This window comes from Arthrobacter sp. UCD-GKA, from assembly GCF_001863355.1.
Lineage (GTDB): Bacteria > Actinomycetota > Actinomycetes > Actinomycetales > Micrococcaceae > Paeniglutamicibacter.
Genome location: NZ_MOLR01000006.1, coordinates 45,900 through 69,173, shown reverse-complemented (window position 1 = coordinate 69,173; position 23,274 = coordinate 45,900). Strand labels below are relative to the sequence as shown.

General features: G+C 69.0%; 20 protein-coding genes. 11 read left to right on the top strand and 9 right to left on the bottom strand.

Annotation, left to right across the window (positions count from 1 at the left end):
* Positions 1-658: 658 nt before the first annotated feature.
* Positions 659-1,771, bottom strand: a complete 1,113-nt coding sequence (gene trpS, locus BLJ79_RS11920; protein ID WP_083411245.1) for a tryptophan--tRNA ligase — start codon at positions 1,769-1,771, stop codon at positions 659-661.
* 321 nt (positions 1,772-2,092) lie between these two features.
* Between trpS and BLJ79_RS11915 the strand changes: the two genes are divergently transcribed.
* Both BLJ79_RS11915 and pepN read left to right on the top strand, forming a co-directional pair.
* Entirely contained in the window at positions 2,093-3,607 is a 1,515-nt protein-coding gene (locus BLJ79_RS11915) for an SDR family NAD(P)-dependent oxidoreductase (protein ID WP_071214970.1), read from the top strand.
* 141 nt (positions 3,608-3,748) lie between these two features.
* Positions 3,749-6,388, top strand: coding sequence for an aminopeptidase N (gene pepN / locus BLJ79_RS11910; RefSeq protein ID WP_071214969.1), 2,640 nt, complete (start codon positions 3,749-3,751; stop codon positions 6,386-6,388).
* Between the two features lie 67 nt (positions 6,389-6,455).
* On the opposite strand, the gene BLJ79_RS11905 is transcribed toward pepN, so the two are convergent.
* Together BLJ79_RS11905 and BLJ79_RS11900 are read right to left on the bottom strand one after the other, a co-directional pair.
* Positions 6,456-7,133 carry an NADPH-dependent F420 reductase gene (locus tag BLJ79_RS11905; RefSeq protein ID WP_071214968.1) on the bottom strand — a complete coding sequence of 226 codons (678 nt, stop codon included), beginning with the start codon at positions 7,131-7,133 and terminating at the stop codon, positions 6,456-6,458.
* Between the two features lie 52 nt (positions 7,134-7,185).
* Entirely contained in the window at positions 7,186-7,617 is a 432-nt protein-coding gene (locus tag BLJ79_RS11900) for a VOC family protein (protein ID WP_071214967.1), read from the bottom strand.
* A gap of 148 nt (positions 7,618-7,765) precedes the next feature.
* On the opposite strand from BLJ79_RS11900, the gene BLJ79_RS11895 reads away from it, so the two are divergent.
* From BLJ79_RS11895 to mtnN, 5 genes are all read left to right on the top strand, one after another.
* Positions 7,766-8,419, top strand: coding sequence for a dihydrofolate reductase family protein (locus BLJ79_RS11895; protein WP_071214966.1), 654 nt, complete (start codon positions 7,766-7,768; stop codon positions 8,417-8,419).
* Positions 8,420-8,511: 92 nt separating this feature from the next.
* The gene (locus BLJ79_RS11890) at positions 8,512-9,225 is read left to right on the top strand and encodes a VOC family protein (protein WP_071214965.1); all 714 of its coding nucleotides are present in this window, start codon (positions 8,512-8,514) and stop codon (positions 9,223-9,225) included.
* Between the two features lie 109 nt (positions 9,226-9,334).
* On the top strand, positions 9,335-10,708 hold the full coding sequence (locus BLJ79_RS11885) for an NAD-dependent succinate-semialdehyde dehydrogenase (protein WP_071214964.1): 1,374 nt from the start codon (positions 9,335-9,337) through the stop codon (positions 10,706-10,708).
* A gap of 172 nt (positions 10,709-10,880) precedes the next feature.
* A complete protein-coding gene (locus tag BLJ79_RS11880; protein ID WP_071214963.1) occupies positions 10,881-11,348 on the top strand; it encodes an S-ribosylhomocysteine lyase in 468 nt (155 codons plus the stop codon).
* A complete protein-coding gene (mtnN, locus tag BLJ79_RS11875) occupies positions 11,345-12,115 on the top strand; it encodes a 5'-methylthioadenosine/S-adenosylhomocysteine nucleosidase (protein ID WP_083411244.1) in 771 nt (256 codons plus the stop codon). The genes BLJ79_RS11880 and mtnN overlap by 4 nt, the downstream gene beginning before the upstream one ends.
* A 67-nt stretch (positions 12,116-12,182) precedes the next feature.
* Here mtnN and lplAB read toward each other — a convergent pair whose 3' ends face one another.
* The 5 genes from lplAB to BLJ79_RS11850 form a co-directional block, all read right to left on the bottom strand.
* Complete coding sequence (lplAB, locus tag BLJ79_RS11870; protein ID WP_071214962.1) at positions 12,183-13,250, bottom strand: lipoate-protein ligase LplAB; 1,068 nt, start codon at positions 13,248-13,250, stop codon at positions 12,183-12,185.
* Positions 13,251-13,405: 155 nt separating this feature from the next.
* The gene (locus BLJ79_RS11865) at positions 13,406-13,663 is read right to left on the bottom strand and encodes a type B 50S ribosomal protein L31 (RefSeq protein WP_071215183.1); all 258 of its coding nucleotides are present in this window, start codon (positions 13,661-13,663) and stop codon (positions 13,406-13,408) included.
* A 160-nt stretch (positions 13,664-13,823) separates the two neighbouring features.
* On the bottom strand, positions 13,824-14,696 hold the full coding sequence (locus tag BLJ79_RS11860) for a TrmH family RNA methyltransferase (RefSeq protein WP_083411243.1): 873 nt from the start codon (positions 14,694-14,696) through the stop codon (positions 13,824-13,826).
* Complete coding sequence (locus BLJ79_RS11855) at positions 14,696-15,499, bottom strand: sulfite exporter TauE/SafE family protein (RefSeq protein WP_071214961.1); 804 nt, start codon at positions 15,497-15,499, stop codon at positions 14,696-14,698. The genes BLJ79_RS11860 and BLJ79_RS11855 overlap by 1 nt, the downstream gene beginning before the upstream one ends.
* Before the next feature lie 96 nt (positions 15,500-15,595).
* On the bottom strand, positions 15,596-16,381 hold the full coding sequence (locus tag BLJ79_RS11850; RefSeq protein ID WP_071214960.1) for an ABC transporter ATP-binding protein: 786 nt from the start codon (positions 16,379-16,381) through the stop codon (positions 15,596-15,598).
* 129 nt (positions 16,382-16,510) lie between these two features.
* On the opposite strand from BLJ79_RS11850, the gene serB reads away from it, so the two are divergent.
* The 4 genes from serB to BLJ79_RS11830 all read left to right on the top strand — a co-directional run bounded on the left by serB (position 16,511) and on the right by BLJ79_RS11830 (position 22,405).
* Positions 16,511-17,419 carry a phosphoserine phosphatase SerB gene (gene serB, locus BLJ79_RS11845; RefSeq protein ID WP_071214959.1) on the top strand — a complete coding sequence of 303 codons (909 nt, stop codon included), beginning with the start codon at positions 16,511-16,513 and terminating at the stop codon, positions 17,417-17,419.
* Between the two features lie 160 nt (positions 17,420-17,579).
* Positions 17,580-19,277, top strand: a complete 1,698-nt coding sequence (locus BLJ79_RS11840; protein WP_071214958.1) for a VanW family protein — start codon at positions 17,580-17,582, stop codon at positions 19,275-19,277.
* A gap of 213 nt (positions 19,278-19,490) precedes the next feature.
* The gene (locus BLJ79_RS11835; protein ID WP_071214957.1) at positions 19,491-21,494 is read left to right on the top strand and encodes an ABC1 kinase family protein; all 2,004 of its coding nucleotides are present in this window, start codon (positions 19,491-19,493) and stop codon (positions 21,492-21,494) included.
* A gap of 104 nt (positions 21,495-21,598) precedes the next feature.
* Complete coding sequence (locus BLJ79_RS11830) at positions 21,599-22,405, top strand: isocitrate lyase/PEP mutase family protein (protein ID WP_071214956.1); 807 nt, start codon at positions 21,599-21,601, stop codon at positions 22,403-22,405.
* A gap of 108 nt (positions 22,406-22,513) precedes the next feature.
* Here the strand turns inward: BLJ79_RS11830 and BLJ79_RS11825 are convergent, their stop codons facing one another.
* Complete coding sequence (locus tag BLJ79_RS11825; RefSeq protein ID WP_071214955.1) at positions 22,514-23,260, bottom strand: SDR family oxidoreductase; 747 nt, start codon at positions 23,258-23,260, stop codon at positions 22,514-22,516.
* Between the last annotated feature and the right edge of the window lie 14 nt (positions 23,261-23,274).

The window sequence follows — 23,274 nt, the reverse complement described above, 5'->3', positions numbered from 1 at the left end:
GCCCGGAATCCGGCCTCGTGGGCACATGGCATCGCACCTAAGGCCCGAGAAGCAAGGACCGTGTTTCGGTGGGCAAGCATGAACCGCGATGGCGGCTTGGTCTGGCGGCCGGCGTGCTGCTCGGGATCGTTCTTCTGCAGCCCCTGCCGGTGGCTGTTTCATGAATCGTCGGACATTCCATGGCCAGGACCACAGCGGCCGTCTTGGCAGGCACCAGCAGGCAGAAGAGCCACTGGCGTGACTACCCGTCCACCGCGGGAATTGACCCCGGGATGTTTTGCAAAGCCCTTCCCCAGTGGAAGGTTCGGCCCGGGCCCGGCCATCATCTTGGAAATCAAGGTGGCCCGGGACCAGGATTTCTCGTTGGAATGTGGGGACGGCACCTAAGCCGCTCGGCCGGAACCCTTTCAACGCTTCGGTGAACAACGAGTTGGGAGGCAACTCGTTGTTCACCGAAGTCAGCGGATCAAGGTCAGAACGAACCCCGGTGCCCGAAGCTTCATCGGGCCGAGATACGGAGCCGACGGCTTGCTGCCCGGGAACCATCGGGACGAGATCGGAAGGCGCCTTGACGCCTTTCGCGGCCTCGCTGCTCCGCCGCCGGTATGGAGGTGGACCGCCGCTGCAGTTCCTAGGCCCGATGATCCCCGATCCCGTTTCAATAGGCCGTCATCATCGCCCTTCGCACCTCGTCGAGCGTTGCCTCGGCCTCGGCATTGGCGCGCTCGTTGCCTTCCTTGAGGATGTTGCGCACGAAACCGCGCTCCCGCGCGAAGGACATGCGCCGCGCCCGTATCGGGGCCAGGTATTCGTTGACGGCCTCGGTCACCGTCCGCTTCAACTCCCCGGCACCCCCGGCTCCGATCCCATCGGCAACCTCACGGGGATCACGCCCCAGGCACAGCGCGGCAAGCAGGACAAGGCTGGAGACCTCGGGGCGGGTGGCCGGCTCGTAGGTGATGTGCCTGATGGAGTCGGTCCTGGCCCCGCGGATCAGTCGCGCGGTCTGATCGGCATCGTCCGCCAGCGCCACGGCATTGCCCCGGCTCTTGCTCATCTTGCCGCCGTCGGTGCCCAGAAGCAGCGGGGCGGCCGAGAGCAAGGCCTCGGGCTCCGGAAAGATCCCGGTCTCGGGCGCGTAGCGGGCGTTGAACCGCCGCGCAATGGTGCGCGTCAGCTCGAGGTGGGGAAGCTGGTCTTGGCCGACGGGCACCAGGTTGGCCTTGCAAAACAAGATGTCGGCCGCCTGGTGAACCGGGTAGGTGAACATCAGCCCGCTGACCGATGCCTGCCTCGAATGCGCGATCTCGTCCTTGACCGTGGGGTTCCGTCCCAGCTCCGCCACCGTCACCAGCGACAGGAATGGAAGCATCAGTTGGTTCAGCGCGGCGACGGCGCTGTGGACGTAGATCGTGGTGCGCGCCGGGTCGATGCCGACGGCCAGGTAGTCCAGGACCAGCCCCTCGACGGATTCGGGCAGGTTGTCGGCCACGTCCCGGTTGGTCAGCACCTGGTAGTCGGCGACGAGAACGAAGGACTCGACGCCGAGGTCCTGGAGCCGGACCCGGTTCTGCAGGGTGCCGAAATAGTGGCCCAGATGCAGCCGGCCCGTTGGCCTGTCGCCTGTCATGACCCGGAAACGGCCCGGATCGGCGAGGATCCGTTGTTCGAGCGCGGCATTCTTGTCGACGGCATCGGTGCCGGCCAGACCGGCCTCGTGTCGGGGCGATTCGGGTTTTCCGGATGAAGTGGTTTCGGGGTGTTCTTGCATGTTGTGCTCCTTGTTGCGGGAAGGTTGCGGCCGGTCCGGCCGATATCCCGCCCCTTGTTGCAGGGCACAAAAATGGCCGTCCAGTGCGAACGGCCGTGGTCTTTCACGAGGCAGGGCTGTTCCTAGTCAGAACGCCACCAAGCCAGCTGTGAATGATTCATGGGATCACGCTACCGCATGTCAGCGCCATCCGTCCCCTGGACGACGTTGCTGCCTCCGAGCGCTGGCGTGCCGGCGGCGGCCCGCGGCCGGTGTGCCGTTCGGATCTTTCCGAATCCGGAAAATCCTCCGGCGGCCGCTGCCGGTAGACTTGATGACGACATGACTGAGAATTATCCTGCGGCCGATGCGGCCGGCAATGACGAACTTTTCACCGCCGAGGAACTTGAGACGGCACTGAAGGTGCTGGGCCAGGTGCACCGGCTGGACGCCGAGGACGAACGGCACATTGCCGTGCGCCGGGCCACCGGCAAGATGTTCAAGTCCGCCAAGAGGCACCGCAAGAACGAGAAGCGTTCGGCCATCAACGCCGCCGACCGCGCCGTGGTCGAGCGCACCGCCACCGGTTCCCCGCAGCGCCTGGACGACGAGACCCTCGGCCTGGACTTGAGCACCCCGACCGACGAGCACACCGCCGGCGAATACATCAAGCCGCGCGGCTGCTACATCTGCAAGCAGCGCTACACCACCGTGGACGCCTTCCACCACTACCTGTGCCCCGAATGCGCAGCCGCAGGCCGCGAACGCCGCGACGCCCGGGCGGACCTCACCGGCAAGCGCGCGCTGCTCACCGGCGGGCGTGCCAAGATCGGCATGCACATCGCCCTGCGCCTGCTCCGCGACGGCGCGCACACCACCATCACCACTCGTTTCCCGCGCGACGCCGCCCGCCGCTTTGCCGCGCTGGAGGACTCCGCGGACTGGATCCACCGCCTGCGCATCGTCGGCATCGACCTGCGCGATCCCTCCCAGGTGATCTCGTTGGCCGACCGCGTCGCCGCCGAGGGCCCGCTGGACATCCTGATCAACAACGCGGCGCAGACCGTGCGCCGCACCTCGAACTCCTACCTGCACCTGATCGAGTCCGAGAACCAGCCGCTGCCGGCCGAACTCGAGTTCGCGCACGGAGGCCCGGAGGTCTGGGGCGAGGCCAATCCCCCCTCCGAGCACCCCAAGGCCCTGGCCAGCGCCTTCCGCCTGGAGGACTCGGCACTGCTCGTCCCGGCAACCCCGACGAACTACGACGCGCAGGCCGTGGCGGACCTGGCCATGACCGCCGGCTCGGCCACGCTGGAGCGCATTGCCGCCGGCACCGCAATCGATGCCGGCGGGATGGTCCCGGACGTGGTCACCGAGAACTCCTGGACGCAGATCCTGGGCGACGTGGACGCGCTGGAAATGCTCGAGGTGCAGCTGTGCAACGTCACCGCGCCATTCCTGCTGGCCTCGCGCCTGCGCCCGGCGCTTGCCGCCTCCGACGCGCACCGCAAGTACATCGTGAACGTCTCGGCCATGGAGGGGCAGTTCTCCCGCCGCTACAAGGGCGCCGGGCACCCGCACACCAACATGGCCAAGGCCTCGCTGAACATGCTCACGCGCACCAGCGCCGAGGAGATGCTGCAGACCGACCGGATCCTCATGTCGGCGGTGGACACCGGGTGGATCACCGATGAGCGTCCGCACGATTCCAAGGTCCGCATGGTTGCCGAGGGCTGGCACGCGCCGCTGGATTTGATCGACGGAGCGGCCCGCGTCTACCAGCCGATCGTCGACGGGGAACGCGGCATCGACCTCTACGGCTGCTTCCTGAAGGACTACGAGCCCTCCCCCTGGTAGGAGCTTGATGCGCCCGGTGGCCGGCCGCCGCTCGACGGCCGGCCACGAGGCGGCGCACGTTCCCTCTGCGGCCAATACGCGGGCCCGGCACCCGGACATTGTCAAACGCTCGTTTCATGTTTGAATGGTCTGGTGGATCACATGACCAGAACCCCGGGCCCGAACGAAAACCTCACGCGCGACGAGGCGGCATGGCGCGCCCAAACCCTGAAGGTGCTCTCCTACCGGGTGGAGCTCGACCTCTCGGCCGCGCAGGACCCGGCCGTGACCGGATACCGCTCCAGGACCACGCTGGTGCTCGAGGCCCACGGCACCACCGGCACCTTCCTGGACTTCATCCACGAATCCATCGAGTCGATCACGCTCAACGGCGCCCCCGTCGACCCGGGGCAGGCCGTCTCCGGCTCCCGCATCCACCTTGAGGACCTTCACCAGGGCGCGGACTCCCCCAACACGCTCATCGTCGACGGGCACGCACGGTACTCGCGCAGCGGCGAGGGATTGCACCGCTACGTGGACCCGGCCGACGGGCAGACCTACTGCTACACCCAGTTCGAACCCGCAGATGCCCGCCGCGTCTACGCAAACTTCGAGCAGCCCGACCTCAAGGCGCCCTTCACCTTCGTCGTGCGCGCACCGCAAGGCTGGCACGTCGGGTCCAACCAGGCCCCCGCCCGCGTCGAGGAACACGGCGACGGCTCCGCGACCACGCACTTCGCCCCGACCCTGCCGATCTCCACCTACATCACCACGGTGCTCGCCGGACCCTACTTCGTGGCCACCGATACCTACACCCGCACCCTGGATGACGGCACGGAACTGGTCATCCCGCTGAACGCCACCTGCCGCGCCTCGCTCGCGGAGCACTTCGATCCGGAAAACATCCTGGAGCTGACCCGCACCGGGCTGGACTACTTCTACGAGCTTTTCGACTACCCCTACCCGTGGGGCAAATACGACTCGGCGTTCGTGCCCGAATACAACCTCGGCGCCATGGAAAACCCTGGGCTGGTCACCTTCACCGAGCACTACCTCTTCACCTCGCGGGCGACCGAGGCGCAGCACGAGCAGCGCTCGAACACGCTGATGCACGAGATGGTGCACATGTGGTTCGGCGACCTGGTCACCATGAGCTGGTGGGACGACTTGTGGCTCAAGGAGTCCTTCGCCGACTACATCGGGACCCTGGCCAACGCCGAGGCCACCGGATTCACCACTGCCTGGACCACCTTCGCCAACCGCCGCAAGGGCTGGGCCTACGTGGCCGACCAGCTGCCCTCCACGCACCCCATCGTCGCGGACATCACCGACCTGGAGGCAGCGAAGCAGAACTTCGACGGCATCACCTACGCCAAGGGCGCATCCGTGCTCAAGCAGCTGGCCGCCTACGTGGGGGCCGACGCCTTCCGCGACGCCGCACGCACCTATTTCCGCGCCCACGAATACGCCAACACCACGCTCACCGACTTCCTCTCCGCCCTTCAGGCGGCCTCGGGCCGCGACATGGGCGCGTGGGCCGATGCGTGGCTGAAGACCGCCGGGGTCCCGCGCCTGGGCCTGGACCTGCAGCTGGCCGACGGGAAGATCACCGCCGCAACGCTCACCCAATCGGGCACCGACCCGATCACCGGGACCCCCATCACCCACCCGCACGTACTGAACGTGGGCCTGTTCAAGATCATCGACGGCGCCCTGGCCCGCACCGCAACCCACCGGGTGGAATTGGCCGGAAGCGGCGTGGACCTGCCCTTCCTGGCCGGGGCCGAGCGCCCGGACCTGATCCTGCCCAACGACGGGGACGACACCTACGCCATGGTGGACTTCGACGAGGTCTCCCTGGCCACGCTGCTGGGCCACCTGGGCACGCTGGCCGATCCGCTGGCCCGGGCCACCTGCTGGGCCGCGCTGTGGAACATGGTGCGCGACGCAAAGCTTCCGGCCCCCGAGTTCCTGGCCGCGGTGCGCGCCCACGCCGAGTCGGTCACCGAGGTCTCGGTCTTTGCGCAGCTGCTCGCCCAGGCGACCACCGCCATCAACCACTACCTGCCCCCGGAGCTGCGGGATGCCGAGCGCCGGGCCCTGGCCGAGGCCATCACCGCATGGCTGGATCGTGCCGCACCGGGAAGCGACGCGCAGGTCGCCGCGGCCCGCGCCCTGGCCGTGCTGGCCCGCGGCTCGGTTGCCGGGGACATCGTCGATTCCCTGCTCGCCGGCGAGGAACGCTTCGCGGGCCTGGAACTTGACGAGGAGCTGCGCTGGGCCCTGTGGGCGGCCAAGGCCGCCGGCGGAACCCTGGACGAGGCTTCCCTGGCCCGGCTCGAGGCCGACGCGCTCGCGCACCCCTCGGCCGTGGCCACTGCCGGGCGCCTGCTGGCGCTGGCCGCGCGCCCGGAGCCTGCCGTGAAGCAGGCCGCGTTCCACGCGGTGCTCACCGGGGTGGACGCCGATGGCTCCGCCCTGTCCAACGAGGCGGTCTCCGCGACCGCCGCCGGTTTCCTGCTCGGGCCCCACGAGCTGCTCGACGGGCACTACGAGGAGTACTGGCCGGCGCTCGAGGGCATCTGGGAGTCGATGAGCATCGGCATGGCCACGCGCGTGATTTCCGGGCTCTTCCCCGCCGCCCAGGACCTGGCCGGCGACGGCGTGCACCCGGTCATGGCCCGGCTGGATGCCTGGCTCGAACAGAACCCCGACGCCCCGCGGGCGCTGCGCCGGATCCTGCTTGAGCAACGCGACTCCCTCGCCCGTTCCCTGGCCGCCCAGGCCCTGAGCGCCGGCTAGCTTCGCGACGTTTCGGGAACAGCGCGCCGGCCGGACCCCGGAGCCCGGCAGGCGCGCCGGCCGCGGCTCAGCGGATGATCTTGAAGTTGAACTCCGAGGTCCCCAGCGCGCCCCAGAGACGCAACCAGATCGGCATGAGCATTTCGGCCCCGCGTGCGGTGGTGATGTCGCCCAGGTCGATCACGTCCCGGTGGCCGAGGTCGGCCAGGAGCCCGGTGACGGTGTCCTTGGCGTCGGAATCGTTCCCGGAGACGAAGACCGTGCCCGGTTCGGGCAACCGCGCCGGGTAGGCCATCAGCCCGGCGGTGAGGGTGTTGAGGGATTTGACGACGCGGGCCGCGGGATGGGCGCGCTGGATCTGCTCCCCGAGCGAATCGCTGTCCTTGACCAGGAGGGTCGGCGGCATCCCGTGGCCGAAATCCAGCGGGTTGGCAACGTCCAGGATGATCTTTCCCCCAAGGTTTCCGGCCCCGGCCAGGGCCAGCACGTCCAGGGAGGCGGCCCCGTGGGTGGCGTTGACGACCAGCTCCGCGCCGGCAGCGGCGTCGGCGAAGGACTCCAGGAAGATGCCGGGGTTCCCCGCCGCCCAGTCTGCAAACGGCGCGGCGCCCATGGCCCCGGGCCCGGTGCGCGAGGTGGTCGCCGCCGGGTCGCGCGTGCCGACGGTGACGTCGTGCCCGAGCTCGGCCAGGCGCGCCGCGAGCGTGCGTCCGACGGTGCCGGTTCCCAGCACTGCAATCTTCATGGCGGCAACTTCCAGTTTGGCATGGCGGTTTTGGGTAGGTCCACGGGAGGGCCTAGCGGATGCAGAACTCGTTGCCCTCCGGGTCGGCCAGCGTGTACCAGGTAAAGGGGCCCTGCGCGGCCGCGTGCAGGAACGTGGCCCCGCGGGCCAACAGCTTGCCGCGCACCTCCTCGATGTCGCCCAGGTCAAGGTCGAGGTGGACCCGGTTCTTCACGGTCTTGGCCTCGGGCACCAACTGGAAGAGGATCCGCTGGCGCGGAACCTTCCCCAGCTGGTCCAGCGGGCAGATCCCGGCCCCGCTGCGCCACGCGAGTTCCCCGTCGAAGATCAACGTCTCGTCCTCGCTGGCATGGCCCTCGTCGATCATTTTCTGGATGAAGTCCGGGTCGCTGGGTTCCACGGTCCAGCCGAGCGTTTCGGCCCACCACACGGCCTGCCGGTGCGGGTCGGCGCTGTCGACGGTGATTTGAATAGAGAGGTCCATGGGCACACGCTATTCCGCAGGGCCTCCCGGCACAAGGGCTGCCGCCGGGCATTGCCGCACGCACCGGCCGAACGTAGTCTGGGCGCTGTAACGCGCCGGAGGCACCACGGCACGCGCCGACCGGCAACGGGAAGAAGGCGGGCGAACCATGTCACGGGTCAGGGTCCACAATTTCAGCGTCTCGATCGACGGCTACGGCGCCGGCATCAACCAGGGCATCGACGACCCGCTCGGCGTGCGCGGGGAAGAACTGCACGGATGGGTGTTCTCAACCGCATGCTGGCACGAACGCAGCGGCGAACCCGGTGGCAGCACCGGAACGGACGATGCGTGGCTGCGCGCCGGGGATACGGGGATCGGCGCCACCGTCATGGGCCGGAACATGTTCGGGCCCATCCGCGGACCCTGGGACGCCGACGACGAAGCGGCCTCCTGGCGCGGCTGGTGGGGCGAATCCCCGCCCTACGGGCACGACGTCTTTGTGCTCACGCACCATCCACGCCACCCGCTTCCGATGTCCGGAGGCACCACCTTCCACTTCGTGGCCGACGGGTTGCCCGCAGCGCTCGAAGCGGCCCGCAGCGCCGCGCACGGAGCCGACATCCGCCTTGGCGGCGGTGTGGCGACGGTGCGCGAGGCGGTGGCCGCCGGGCTGGTGGACGAGTTGCACCTGGCCTTCGCCCCGGTGCTGTTGGGCGCCGGCGAAAGGCTGTTCACCGGAAACTGGGTCGCGGACGGCTACCGGGTGGCCGAGTCGCAACAGGGCGAAGGGGCCTTCCACGTGCGGTTGCTGCGGGCCTGATTGGATTGCTCCGGGGACCGGGGTGCTCCCAAGCCCCGGGCGGAGGCCGGTTGCCCGGGCTTCCGGTTCACTCCGGGGGTAGTCTTGGCCCCATGTATCTGGAAAACATCGTTTTCGACGCGGTCGACCCGCGGCGCCTCGGACTGTTTTGGCAGGAACTGCTGGGCTGCGAACAACTCACCGACACCCCCGAAGGGTTTGAGACCCGGCTGTCCGTCCCGGGCGGCCCCACCCTGGATCTGTGCTTCCAGCCGGTTCCCGAGCCGCCGCGCGACCCGGTGAGGCTGCACCTGGATCTGCGCGGCGGACCGGAACAGGAGTCGGTGGTGGCGGCGGCACTGGCGCTCGGGGCCACACGCCTGGACATCGGGCAGGGCGAGGTCCCGTGGGTGGTGCTGGGAGATCCGGAATCCAACGCGTTCTGCGTGATGGAGGACCGGGCCGCCCACCGCGGCACCGGGCCGATCGCCGCCCTCCCGCTGGACAGCGCCGATCCCGAGAGGGACGCCGGGTTCTGGGCCTGGCTGACCGGGTGGAGCGCGCCGGACGAGGACCAGCGGACCCTTCGCCACCACTCGCGGCGCGGTCCCCTGTTGGCCCTGTGCCAGGAACCTGCGCCCAAGGCGGAGGCGAAGAACCGGACGCACCTGGATGTGCGCCTGGAAGCGGGCGACGACCCCGAGGCGGTGGCGGCAGGAATCGTTGCCCGCGGCGGGCGGGAACTTCACCCGGATTGGGGCGAGATTCGCTGGCGCATCTACCAGGACCCCTCGGGCAACGAATTCTGCGTGCTGCCCGCAAGCTAGCGTGGAGGCGCCGCGGCGGCCACGCCGCGCCAGGGGCCGGTTGGTGATCGGGCGCACACGTGGCATACGGTGGCAGGACAACCCTGTTCTGCCGTTCCAAGGAGTGCCCATGAGTGTTTATGCCGTCACCAACCCCGCCACCGGCGTCGTCGAGGCGACCTACCCCACGGCCACCGATGCCGACATCCAGGCAGCCCTGGGCCTCGCCCATGCGGCCTTCGGCGCCTGGAACACCTCCCGGATCGCCACCCGCGCGGCCCTGCTGGACCGCGTCGCGGACCTCTACGAGGAGCGCCGCGACGAGCTGGCCGCGATCATCACCCGCGAAATGGGCAAGCCGGTTTTCCAGGCCGGCAAGGAAATCGACATCACCGTGTCGATCTACCGGTACTACGCGGCCAACGGCGAGAAGTTCCTCGAAGATGAGCAGCTGGAGGTCGCCTCCGGCGGCACCGCTGTGATCCGCAAGGAGGGCGTGGGCGTGCTGCTGGGCATCATGCCGTGGAACTTCCCGTACTACCAGGTCGCCCGCTTCGCCGCGCCGAACCTGATGAACGGCAACACCATCCTGCTCAAGCACGCCCCGCAGTGCCCCGAATCCGCGCTGGCCATGGAGCGGATCTTCACCGACGCCGGGGCCCCGGAGGGCGCCTACGTGAACGTGTTCGCCACCAACGACCAGGTCGCCGACGTGATCTCCGATCCCCGCGTGCAGGGCGTCTCGCTCACCGGCTCCGAGCGGGCCGGTTCCGCGGTGGCGGAAATCGCCGGGCGCAACCTGAAGAAGGTCGTGCTGGAGCTCGGCGGCTCCGACCCGTTCCTGGTGCTGGAGGACGCCAACGTGAAGCGTGCGGCCAAGCAGGCCATGATGGGCCGCTTCGGCAACACCGGCCAGGCCTGCAACGCCGCCAAGCGCATCATCGTCGACGCCTCGGTGTACGACGAGTTCGTCGAGGACTTCACCGGCGCGGTCGCCGGCATCAAGGTCGGGGATCCGGCACACCCGGAGACCTTCCTCGGCCCGCTGTCCTCCGCCGCGGCCCGGGACGGCCTGGCGGCCCAGGTGCAGGATGCCATCGACAAGGGAGCGACGGTGCTCGCCGGCGGCGCTCCCCTTCAGGGCGAGGGGTCCTTCTTCGCCCCGACGGTGCTGGCCGATGTCACCCCGCAGATGCGCGCCTACGCCGAGGAGCTCTTCGGCCCGGTCGCGGTGCTCTACAAGGTCTCCGGCGACGAGGAGGCGGTGGCCCTGGCCAACAGCTCGGCCTACGGGCTGGGCGCCTCGATCCAGACGCAGGACATGGACCGGGCGCACGCAATCGCCCGGCAGCTGGAGGTCGGCATGGTCTCGATCAACCAGACCAGCGGGTCCGCCGCCGAGCTGCCCTTCGGCGGTGTGAAACGCTCGGGCGTCGGCCGGGAGCTGGGCAAGTACGGCATGGAGGAGTTCGTGAACCGCAAGCTGGTCACCTTCCGCGGCTAGCCCGGGATCCCGCCGTGCCACGCCCGGTCCGGGCGTGGCACGCCGGTGCGCGGGTCCGGGCGGGTGTGAGGCAATCGGCATCCGCCGCGCAGCCGGCGCCGGATAGAATTGGGGAAACACGTCCCGCGCCCGGGCAGGCCCGGGACCACAACACCGGCAGGAAAGCGCAACCATGAACCCTGAACGCATGAATGTTGAGTCCTTCAACCTCGACCACCGCACGGTCGCGGCACCCTATGTGCGCGTCGCGGACCGCAAGGTGCTCCCGCAGGGGGACGTCATTACCAAATATGACGTGCGATTCACCCAGCCGAATGTCGCCCACCTGGACATGAAGGCCATCCACTCCCTGGAGCACCTGTTCGCCGAGTCCTCCCGCAACCACTCGGACTCCGTCATCGACTTCTCCCCCATGGGCTGCCAGACCGGCTACTACCTGATCCTGCAGGGCGAACCCGACGTCCCGGGAACCGCGAACCTCATCGAGGCCACCCTCACCGACGTGCTCAAGGCCACCGAGGTCCCCGCCGCCAACGAAATCCAGTGCGGCTGGGGCGCCAACCACTCGCTCGCCGACGCCCAGGACGCCGCCCGCGCCTTCCTGGCCGCCCGAGCCGTCTGGGAACAGGTCACCGCGTGAGCCCGATCGACGTCGTTATCATCACCGCCATGGAGGAAGAAACCCTCCCGTTCCTCGAGCGGGCCTCCGCGGTGGGCGAAGAAGTGCGCATCGGCAACTCGATCCAGCGCTCCGGCACCCTTGACGGGCTGAACGTGCTCTTCGTGCGCGGCGGCATCGGCCTGGTCAACGCGACCGGCGCCGCCACCGCGGCCCTGCTGCGCGCGGGCCGGGAGGCCCCCGGGGCCCCCGCGCCGCTGGTCATCAGCGCCGGCAGCGCCGGCGGACTGGGAGAGGCCGTGCGGGTGGGAGACGTCGTCGTCGGATCGGTGGTCATCAACGCCGATGCCGACGCGCGCGCCTTCGGCTACGAACTCGGGCAGGTCCCGGGCATGCCCGCCTCCTACCCGGTGCCGCAGGCCCTGCTCGAGGCCAGCGACATCGGCACCCCCGGGCACGGCATCGTGGAGACCGTGCACCACGGGCTGCTGGTCTCCAGCTACTCCTTCGTCGGCCACGAACGCTCCGCCGTCATCAAGGGGCAGTTCGACGGCGTGCTGGCCACCGACATGGAATCCTCGGCGATCGCCCAGACCTGTGCCTCGTTCGGCGCCCCGTTCCTGGCGATCCGCGGGATCTCCGACCTCTGCGGGCCGGCCTCAGACGCGGACTTCCTCACCCACGTCGATGACGCCGCCGAACGCTCGGCGGCCATCACCTACGCGGTGCTTGGTTCATGGCAGCTGGCCGGATCCCCGCGCGCGGACGCCGTGCCGGCCTTCGCCTGAGACCAGGAGGCCCACGCGGGTCCGGGCGGTTGATCCCCGGGCCCGCGCGGGCCTTTGGGCAGCCCCCTTACGGGACCCGCGCGGTCCAGGCCTCGGTGGCAAACTTCGAGGCAGCCAGCTGGCGGGCTGCCTCCCGCGTGGCCGCATCGACCGCGCCGGTGGAAGCATCGTAGCGGCGGGTGAAGGTGTCGATCATGGCGGAGATGATTTCCTCGCGGCCGAGCCGCGACTGGCTCTTGAGCGGATCCACGCGCTTGACCGCGGAGGCGATGCCCTTGTCGGAGATCTTCTCCCGGCCGATGCGCAGCACCTGCAGCATCTTTTCGGCATCGATGTCGTAGCTCATGGTCACGTGGTGCAGCACCACGCCGCCGGCCAGCCGCTTCTGCGCGGCCCCGCCGATCTTCCCGGAGTCGGTGGCGATGTCGTTCAGCGGCTTGTAGTGCGCCTTCACGCCCACCGTGGCCAGGGCCTCCATGACCCAGGCGTCAAGGAACGGGTAGGAGTCGGCGAAGCTCATGCCGTCGACCAGCGACGAGGGCAGGTAGAGCGAGTAGGTGATGCAGTTTCCCGCCTCCATGAACATCGCACCTCCCCCGCTGATCCGCCGGATGACCTGGATGCCGTGTTCGGCCGCGGCCTGCGCATCGACCTCGTTGCGCACCGACTGGAAGGATCCGATCACCACGCCCGAGTCGTTCCAGTCCCAGATGCGCAGGCTCGGCCCGCGTTCCCCGGAGGCGACCTGGCGGGCCAGCACCTCGTCGAGGGCCACGTTCTCGATGATCGGCATGGTCTCGGGTCCGATGACTTCCCACCGGTGGTCGGCCCAGGAGGTCGCGTGGCCCAGCGCGCGGCGCACCACCCGGGCCACGGCATCGGCGTCGAACCCGAACATCACCGCTCCCTCGCGCAGTCCCGCTGCCACGGCATCGCGCACCACGGAGTGTTCGACGTTTTCCGGCAGGCCCACCAAGGCCTCGTTCAGGTCGACCAGCGCCTCGTCGGGCTCCAGGAAGAAGTCCCCGTTCAGCGAAGCGACGGCGATCTTCCCGTCCGCCACGACCAAGTCGACGACCACCAACTTGCCGCCGACCACCTTGTATTCACCATGATGCGTATAGCCCTGTGTCATGGACTCCATCCTATCCACCGGGCACCGCACCCCGCCAAGCGGCGCCCGGTGCCCGTCCGCCGGGGCCGGTTTTCGGGGTGGGACGTGGCGGGTTAAACAGCAACGGGACCCTCCCGAAGGGAAGGTCCCGTGTGCAGGCGTTGCGGGGGGAAGAATTACTTCTTGCCGCCGAAGCCCTTGAAGCGTGCGTTGAAGCGCTCGACGCGGCCGGCCGAGTCCATGATGCGCTGCTTGCCGGTGTAGAACGGGTGCGAGGCAGCCGAGATTTCGACGTCAATGACCGGGTAGGTGTTGCCGTCTTCCCACTCGATGGTCTTGTTGCTCTTCGCGGTCGAGCGCGTCAGGAACTTCTCGCCCGAGGCGAGGTCGTTGAACACGATCGTGTTGTACTGCGGGTGGGTATCAGCCTTCATGGAAAAACCTTTGTTCACGTCACTGGATTTTGCCAGCGACCAAATGTGCAAAACCGGCTTGCGGGATCACGAAGCCGACGTTCCAGTGTAGCCGAACAACCCAAGGATTTCGCAATTCGCGCGCAGGTCGCAGGGCGGTTGCCGGCCGCCGAACCTTCGCTCAGGGGGTGCGGAGACGCAGTTCCCAGAAGGCGACCGCAGCGGCGGCAGCCACGTTGAGCGAATCCATGCCCGGTCGCATCGGGATCATCACGTGGCGGTCGACGGCCTCCAGCACCGCGTCGGACACCCCGGCGCCCTCGGTGCCCAGCACCAGTGCGAGCCTGGGGATCTCCAGCGCGGCCACCGCGTCGATGCGCTCGGCGCGATCGGTCAGCTCCATCGCCGCCACCTGGAATCCGGCCGCGGAAAGCGCCTGCAGGTCCCCGGGCCAGGATTCCAGGCGCACCCACGGGACCTGGAACACCGCGCCCATCGACACCCGCACGGCCCGGCGGTAGAGCGGGTCGGCGCTGCGCGGGGTCAGCAGCACCGCATCGAGGCCCAGGGCCGCCGCGGAGCGGAAGATCGCACCCAGGTTGGCATGGTCGACCATGTCCTCGAGCACCGCGACCCGGCTTGCCGTGCGCAGGACCTCGGCAAGCTCCAGCGGTGCGGGCCGGTGCATCGCGGCCAGGGCACCGCGGTGCAGGTGGAACCCGGTGACCGCCTCGAGCACCTCGTCGGGCCCGACGAAGACGGGCACCCCCGGGTGCGCCTCGAGCACCTCGGCGAGCCCGGCCAGCCGCTTGGGCGCCATGAAGAAGGAGCGCGGGCTGTGTCCGGCGGCCAGGGCGCGGCCGATGACCGTGGCGCCCTCGGCGATGTAGCGACCGTTGGCCGGGTCCGCCTGCCGACGTAGCGCCGCGTCGGAGAGCGCCGCGTAGTCGGCGATCCGCGGGTCCTGGGCCGTGTGCAGGAACACCAGCCGCTCCCCCAGGCGCGGGCCCGCCCCCGCGCGGAGGGCCGCCTCGACGTCGAAAACCGGGGGCATCAGGAACCCATGAAGAGCTTGGCGACCATGTTGGCCAGGGCCACCAGGCCCAGGACCACGATGACCGCGCGCAGCCAGCCCGGGGAAAGCCTGCGCCCGACCTTCGCCCCGATGAAGCCGCCGATGAGCGAACCCACGGCGATCAGCAGCACCACCGGCCAGTGGATGCGTTCGGGAGCGAAGATCAGGTAGGAGATCGCCGCGACCAGGTTCACCACCAGGGACAGCACCACCTTGATGGCGTTGGACTGCTGCAGCGAGGCATGCAGGAAGATCCCGAACACGGCCATCAGCAAGATGCCCTGGGCGGCGGTGAAGTAGCCGCCGTAGATGCCGATGAGGAACACCAGGATGTAGAGCGTTGGCCCGATGCGCGTCCGGTCGGCCTCGTCCGGGTTGACCCCGACACTGGCGGCCTGCCGCGACTTCGCCCAGGCCGAGAGCCGCGGCTGGAAGATCACCAGCAGCAGCGCGAGCACGATCAGCACCGGGGCGACGTAGCCGAACACGGTGTCGGGCAGGTGCAGCAGCAGCCAGGCGCCGATCAGCCCGCCGACCAGCGAGACCGGGACCAGCTTGAGCATCGTGCGCCAGACGCTGGCTGCCTCCCGCCGGTAGCCCCAGGCCCCGGAAAACCCTCCGGCGACCAGGCCCATGGCGTTGGAGACCACCGCGTTGACCGGAGCGAACCCCAGGGCCACCAGCACCGGGAAGGTGACCAGGGTTCCGGATCCGACGATGGTGTTGATGGTCCCGGCCCAGAGGCCCGCGAAGAAGATGATGATGTCGCGCCACAAGTCCACGCCGGATACAGCTCCTGAAATAGTTGAAAGTGCGTCGTAACAGGTGTGCCGCACCCCGGAAGCGGGATGCGGCACACCTCAAAAAGGCTGCCGGGGCTAGCGCTTGGCGACGGCGCTGTAGCGCCCGCCCTCGGCCCGCAGGCTCAGGGGCGTGTTGAAGGTCTCCGAGAGGTTCTCCTCGGTCAACGTCGTCTCGAGGGGGCCGGCGGCGACCACGCGGCCCTCGCGCAGCAGCAGCACGTGGGTGAAGCCCGGCGGGACCTCCTCGAGGTGGTGGGTGACCAGCACCATCGCCGGGGCCTCCTCGTCGGCGGCCAGCTCGCTCAGCCGGGCCACCAGGTCCTCGCGGCCGGCCAGGTCGAGTCCGGCTCCGGGCTCGTCGAGCAGCAGCAGTTCCGGGTCGGTCATCAGCGCCCTGGCGATCTGCACGCGCTTGCGCTCCCCTTCGGACAGGGTTGCGAAGGGGCGGTTGATCATGGTGGACATGCCCCAGTCGTGGAGCAGGGCGAACGCACGGCGCTCGTCCATCTTCTCGTAGGCCTCGCGCCAGCGCCCGGTCATCCCGTAGGAGGCGGTCAGCACGACGTTGAGCACGTTCTCGCCCTCGGGGATGTGGCTGGCCAGGGCCGCGGAGGACAGGCCGATGCGCGGGCGCAGCTCAAAGACGTCGACGGCCCCGAGCACCTCGCCCAGCACGCCCGCGACACCGCGGGTGGGGTGCATGCGGGCACCGGCGATCTGCAGCAGCGTGGTTTTTCCGGCGCCGTTGGGCCCCAGCACCACCCAACGCTCGCCCTCCTTTACCTGCCAGTTGATATCGGTCAGTAAGTCTTTGCGTCCGCGTACCACGGAGACGTCGGCCAGGCCCAGCACTTCATTCATGGGTAAAACACTAGGCCAGTGACCCGGTTTTGGCCCAACCGGACCCGGCCGGACGGCTGCCGCGGTGTTCCGCGCAACAAAGCGCACCCCGTTTTGGGCCAACGTGCCACGCCACGGGAGAATACAGGAATGCAATCCACCGCCTTCATCGTCTTTTATTCCGCCGCAGCCTCCTGCCCCGAACCCGTCGGGCTGCGTCGCACCCTGGCCGCGGCCGGCCACGAGGTCATCGAGGAGGCGGGGTTCACCGGCACCGGGCGCAGCGGGGCACGCTGGGAGGTTGCCGGCACGGTGCGCCAGCTCCGCGCCCTGGTGAACCCGCTGGACGCCCAGCTGGCCCGCTCCGAGGATCCCGCGGTGCGCGGCACCGCGATCGCCGTGGTCCCGGCCGAACTGGTGCGCGCCAAGAAGCTGTTGCTGGTGATGGACGTGGACTCGACCCTGATCAAGCAGGAAGTCATCGAGCTGCTCGCCGCCCACGCGGGCCGCGAAGCCGAGGTCACGGCGGTCACCGAGTCCGCGATGCGCGGGGAGCTGGACTTCGCCGCCTCGCTGCACGCCCGCGTGGCAACGCTGGCCGGGCTTGACGCGGCGGTGATCGACGCGGTGCGTGCGCGCCTGGAACTTTCCGACGGGGCCGCCGAGCTGATCGCGGCCTTCAAGGCCGCGGGGCACCACATCGCGGTGGTTTCCGGGGGCTTCGCCCAGATCCTTGATCCGCTGGCCGCCGAGCTCGGCCTGGACTTCGCCCGGGCCAACGACCTGGTCATCGCCGAGGGCAAGCTGACCGGGACCGTGGACGGCACCGTCGTGGACCGCGCCTTCAAGGAAGTGATGCTGCGCACCTGGGCCAAGGAGCTGGGCATCTCGATGGAACACACCATCGCCGCCGGCGACGGTGCCAACGACCTGGACATGGTCGGGGCCGCGGGGCTGGGCGTGGCGTTCAACGCCAAGCCGTTGCTGCGCGATGCCGCCGATGCCCGCATCGACCTGCCGCGGCTGGACATCATCGCCAACTTGGTAGGGATCTCATAACGATTTGCTACTAATGACCGGTTAATTACTCCGTCGTTTGGAGCCCCCCGGTAGGATGCAAAGGGCGGCACGGCCACGGTGCTGTGCGTCGCCGCCCAAGTCACGGTACGCCGGCGTGCCCCCGATGGAAGAGAAACCAGTCGTTTTGCTTAGTGAAGAATTGGGTCGCAGACAGCGCGGCCCGGAACGCAAGTCGCGCCGCGGCTGGCTCATAGCCGGCGCGTCCGTCGCACTGGCCGCAGGCCTCTACGCCGGCGCCGCCGCCTTTGTAGGATCGCAGATCCCCGCCAACACCACGGTGCACGGGGTCAACGTCGGCTCGCTCTCGGCGGAGGCCGCACGCCAGGTGCTCGAGCACAAGCTCTCCCCCGAGGCCGCCAAGAAGATCACCGTGGCGGTCAACGGGAAGGAAGAAACCCTCGATCCGGCCACCGCCGGCCTGGGCCTGGACATCGACCGGACCCTCGACGGGCTCACCGGCTTCGACCTGAACCCGGCCAACCTCATCAAGCGCGTCACCGGGCAGCTGCACATCGAGCCGGTCCTGGACGTCGACGACGCCAAGCTTCGCGGCGCCGTGGAGGCGCTGGCACCGAAGTTCGCAGCCAAGACCACCGAGGGCAAGCTGGCCTTCGACGGCGCCAAGCCCGTGCTGACCAAGCCCGTCACCGGCGTGGAGCTGAACCTCGACGAGTCGGTGACGGTGCTTGCCAACGGTTGGTTCGACGCCGCGGACCCCATCGCGCTTCCGGCCACGCTCACCGCCCCCAAGACCTCCCAGGAGACCCTTGAAAAGGCGCTCGAGGAGACCGCCAAGCCGCTGGTCGAAGGCCCGATCAAGCTCACCGACGGGAAATCCAGCGCCTCGCTGTCCCCGGCCCAACTGGCCGCGGCCGCATCCTTCAAGATCGCCGACGACGCGGTGACCATGTCCCTGGATCCGAAGAAGCTGGCCGAAGCCGCCAGCGAGGGTTCCGACGGGTTCAAGTCCTCCGCCAAGGACGCACGGATAGTGCTCTCCGGCGGCAAGCCCACCGTGATACCCTCGGCAACCGGCAAGTCCATCGACGCGGAGGGCCTGGACAAGCTGGTGCTGGCCGCCTCCCTGGACAAGGACCGCACCGCCAAGGTCAAGCTGGCCACCACGGTTCCGAAGCTGACCACCGAGGCGGCGAAGAAGCTGGGCGTGAAGGAAGCCATCGTGAACTTCTCCACCCCGTACCCGGCCTCCGACACCGTGCGCACCAAGAACCTCTACGCCGGCTCCAAGCGGCTCAACGGCGTGCTGGTGATGCCCGGGGAGACCTTCTCGCTGGAAAAGGCCCTGGGCCCGATCACCACCGCCAACGGATACTACGGCTCCGGCGTGGTGGTCAACGGCTTTGCCACCGAGGCCGTGGGCGGCGGGCTCTCGCAGATCTCCACCCAGATGTACAACGCCGGGTTCCTGGCCGGCTACGACGACATCACCCACAAGCCGCACAGCCGCTGGTTCGAGCGCTACCCCGCCGGCCGCGAGGCCACCCTCTGGGAGGGCCAGGTCGACATGGCGTGGAAGAACAACACCCCCTATGCCGTCATGATCGAGGCCTGGGTCGGCGGCGGCCGGGTGCACACGCGCCTGTGGTCCACCGACTACTGGACCGTGAAGTCGACCTCGAGCGCGAAGTACAACTTCACCAACCCGCGCACCACCTACAACCCGGCGGAAAAATGCGTGCCGGAAAGCGGCGGCAAGAAGGGCTTCTCCATCAACGTCACGCGTTCGCGGACCTCGGCCGAGAAGACGCTTCCGGCGGAGACCAAGTCCTGGACCTACCAGCCCTGGAACAAGGTCGTCTGCGGCAAGAAGCCCTAACCGCGGCCCGCATCGCCCGCCCAGGAGGCGTCCGACACCCGACACCGGGCGACGGGCGCCTCCTGTGCGTCTGCCCCCCCAATTCTTCGCACCACTGCATTGCCCCCCATGTCGGCAACGGGTCGTTTCACGTAGTCTGGACCCGTGGGCCGCAGGAGCGCACCTGTCACGGCCCGGTTCTTCTCCTGTCGTCTACCCACCTGGAGCCCGAGATTGGATCCGACCGGCACCCCAGCGTTCCTCCCCCTCCTGCTGCTCTCCGCGGTCCTGACTGTGCTCTTCGCCTTGGCCGCGGCCTTTGCCGTGCGGCGCATCCTGGGAGTCCCGGTCGGATGGCCCCGCTCCTTCGGCGTCGGCCTGGTCGTCTGTTTCGGCGGCGCCCCGCTGACCACCGTCTTCCTGGCCAACTCCGGGATCGTCGATGCCGAGGACGCTGCCCGGGCGGTGGTGCCCACGCTCATGCTGTTCGGCCTCTCGATCGCCTGGGCCTTCGCGCTGGGCACCGGGCTGCTGGTGGCCGTGGAGGTGCTGTGGCCCACCGGCAGCCTGGGAACGCCGTGGGGCATGGTGAGCTCGCTGCGGGCATCGGGCGCGCGGCGCAAACGTTACCTGCAGGTCACCAGGACCGCCTTCCGCGAGGGCCTGCTGCGCCCGGTCAACGCACGGTCGATGCAGGGCGGGACCCCGGAGGCGGCCCGGACGGCCCGGTCCCTGGCCGCCACGCTGGGCAAATCCGGGGTCACGTTCATCAAGCTCGGCCAGATGCTTTCCACCCGGGCCGATGCGCTGCCCCCGGAATACATTGCCGAGCTGTCCCTGCTCCAGACGCGCGCCGAACCGGAACCCTTCGGCGCCTTGCGCCCGCTGCTGGAGGCGGCCCTGGGCCGGGACGCAGACGAGGTCTTCGCCTCGATCGACCCCGAGCCGCTGGCCTCCGCGTCGGTGGCGCAGGTGCACGCCGCGGTGCTCAGGACCGGGCAGCGCGTCGTGGTCAAGATCCAGCGTCCGACGGCCCGCAAGCAGGTCAAGGTCGACCTGGACATCATCGAGCGGTTCGCGCGGATGCTCGAACGGCGCACCACCTGGGGCCGGGCGCTCGGGCTCGAATCCCTCGCGGTGGGTTTCGGGGTCTCGCTGCGCGAGGAATTGGACTACACCGTTGAACTGGCAAACATGCGTGCGGTGGCGGCGGGCAATCCCGCGTTGAAGATCCCGGCGGTCTACCCGCAATACTCCTCCAACAAGGTGCTGGTCATGGAGCGCCTCGACGGCGAGCCGCTGGGCGAGGCCTGCCTGGAGGCCGAAACCCCCGAATCCCGCCGGAGGCTGGCCACGGAGCTCTTTGACGGAATCCTGCAGCAGGTGATCGTCGCCGGCGTCTTCCACTCCGACCTGCATCCGGGGAACATCCTGGTGCTGCGCCCCTCCGCCCCGAGCCGCGATGCTCCCGCAGGGCCCGCCCTGGCACTGCTGGACTTCGGCGCGGTGGGACGCCTCGGGCGCGACACCCGGATGTCGCTGGCGGGATTCATCGTGGCCGTCCAGGCCGACGACAACGTCGCGGCCACCGACCGCCTGCTGGAAATGGTGGAGCGGGCACCCGCGCTGGACCGGCGCGCCCTTGAGCGGGGCATGGGCATCCTGCTCACGCACCTGGACGGTTCGCCCGGTGTGCTCTTCACCAAGCTGTTCGGGCTGCTCCACAGACATTCCCTGGGCGTCCCGCCGCAACTGGCCGGCGCCTTGCGGGCCATCGGCGCACTGGAGGGAACCATCAAGCTGCTGGATCCGGGTTTCAACGTCATCGCAGAGGCACAACGGCGGTCACTGACGTGGATCTCGGCCATGACCACGCCCGAGGCGCTTCGAAACATGCTGGCCTCAAACGCGATCGGCTTCATCTCGACGCTGCAGCGGCTGCCGCGCAACCTGTCCATGCTGAATGAAAAAATCGAGAACGGGAACCTGCAGGTCAACGTCCGGCAATTCGCCTCCCCCGCGGACCGCGGCTTCCTCACGGGGCTGGTCCACGAGGGCATCATCGCCGGGATCTCCATCGCCGCGATCATCGGCAGCATCCTGCTGATGGTCTCCGAATCCGGACCCATGCTGGCGCAGAACCTGCGGCTCTACCAGTTCCTGGGCTACACCCTCGCCCTGGGCGGATTCGTCTTCGGCCTGCGCTCCCTGGTGCGGATCCTGAACACCGCGAAGTGACACCCGTCGGCAGGTTGCCCGCAGCGGCACCGGTGAAGGCCCCCCTTGTCGGGGCCTTGCCCCGCGCGTAGAGTCTGGGAACCGAACCACAACCGAGGTGTGCCATGCCCAGGTCCGATGACCGTGTCGCCGCGTTCCACCGCTTGCACTCCGGCGGGTGCTTCGTGATGCCCAACCCGTGGGATGCCGGCAGCGCCCGCGCCCTGGAACAGCTGGGCTTCAAGGCGCTGGCGACGACCAGTTCGGGGTTCGCCTGGACGACCGGCCACCCCGACCGCTCGGGCAACATCGACCAGGTGCTCGCCCATCTGCGCACCATCGTGGATTCCGTGCGCGTTCCGGTGAACGCGGACTTCGAGGGCGGCTACGCGGTCGATCCCGACGAGGTGGGGGCAAACGTCGCCAGGGCCGTGTCCACGGGGGTCGCGGGGCTGTCCATCGAGGATGCCTCGGGCGACCCGGAGGATCCGCTTTTCGATTTCGAGCTGGCCGTGGCGCGCATCCGGGCCGCACGCGAAGCGATCGACCGCAGCGGAACGGGTGTCTTGCTCACCGGGCGCTCCGAGGGCTTCGTCCATGGCCGCCCCGACATCGACGAGACGATCCGCCGCCTGCGTGCCTTTGCACAGGCCGGCGCCGATTGCCTCTACGCCCCGTGGATCGTGTCCCTCGCGCATGTCTCGGCCATCGTTGCCGCGGTGGCCCCCAAGCCGGTGAACCTGCTGGTCAACGCCCCCTTCACCACCGTCGCACAAGCGGCGGAGCTCGGGGTGCGCCGGATCAGCGTGGGCGGCACGCTGGCGCGCACCGCCTGGGACGGGTTCCTGGGGGCCGCGCGGGAGATCGCGGAGCAGGGCACCTTCACCCGGTTCGAGGGCCTTCCCAACGTCGATGGCCTGCTCGGCAGCTGAACCGGTCCTGGTCCGAAGGCGCACACGTGCAAGGATCCCCGCCTCCGTGATCGGAAGCGGGGATCCTTGGGTTGCCGGCCGCGGGCCGTGCGGGAGGGAACCGCGGAGCTACTTCTTGAGGAAGTCGCCGGCCCCGCCGACGTACTCGGTGTGGCCGGTCGGGACATCGGCGGTGACCATCGCTGCGACCTCGCCGCCGAACTCCACCACGGAGTACAGCTTGCCGGCGGCGGCACGGCGGGCCTCGATCGCGCCGGGCTCGGCACGGTCCAGCAGCGTCGCGGTGATGGTGCCCTCGATCATGTCGCCGGAGACCACCACGAAGGTGATGCCCTTGGCCTCGAGTGCCGGGATGAATTCGCGCAGCGCGAGCTCCCCGGCGCGCTTGGAGCGGGCCACCGGCTCGTAGGCGTCCATGGTTTCGACCTGGTCGATGAAGTGTGCCTGGTGGCTGGTGACGAACACGACGCGGGAGCCCGGGGCCATCTTCGCGGTGGCGGCCTCGAGCATGGCGACCTGGGCGTCGCGGTTCAGGCGCAGCGCGTAGTCCTCGCCGAGGCCCGATTCCATGCCGCCGGAGGCGTTGAGCACCAGCACGTCGAGCGAGCCGAAGTTCTCGATGGCCGCATCGACCAGTGCCGCCGGTCCCTCGGGTCCGGTCAGGTCGGCGCCCACGGCCACCGCGCGGCCGCCGGCCTCGGTGATGCCGGCAACGATCTTGTTGGCGCGCGGTGCCTTCTGGCGGTAGTTGATGACCACGCCGGCACCCTGTGCGGCGAGGATCTTGGCTACTTCGGCGCCAATGCCCCGGGACGACCCGGTGACGATCGCGGACTTGCCCGTGAGATCGGTCATTTACACTCCTTGTG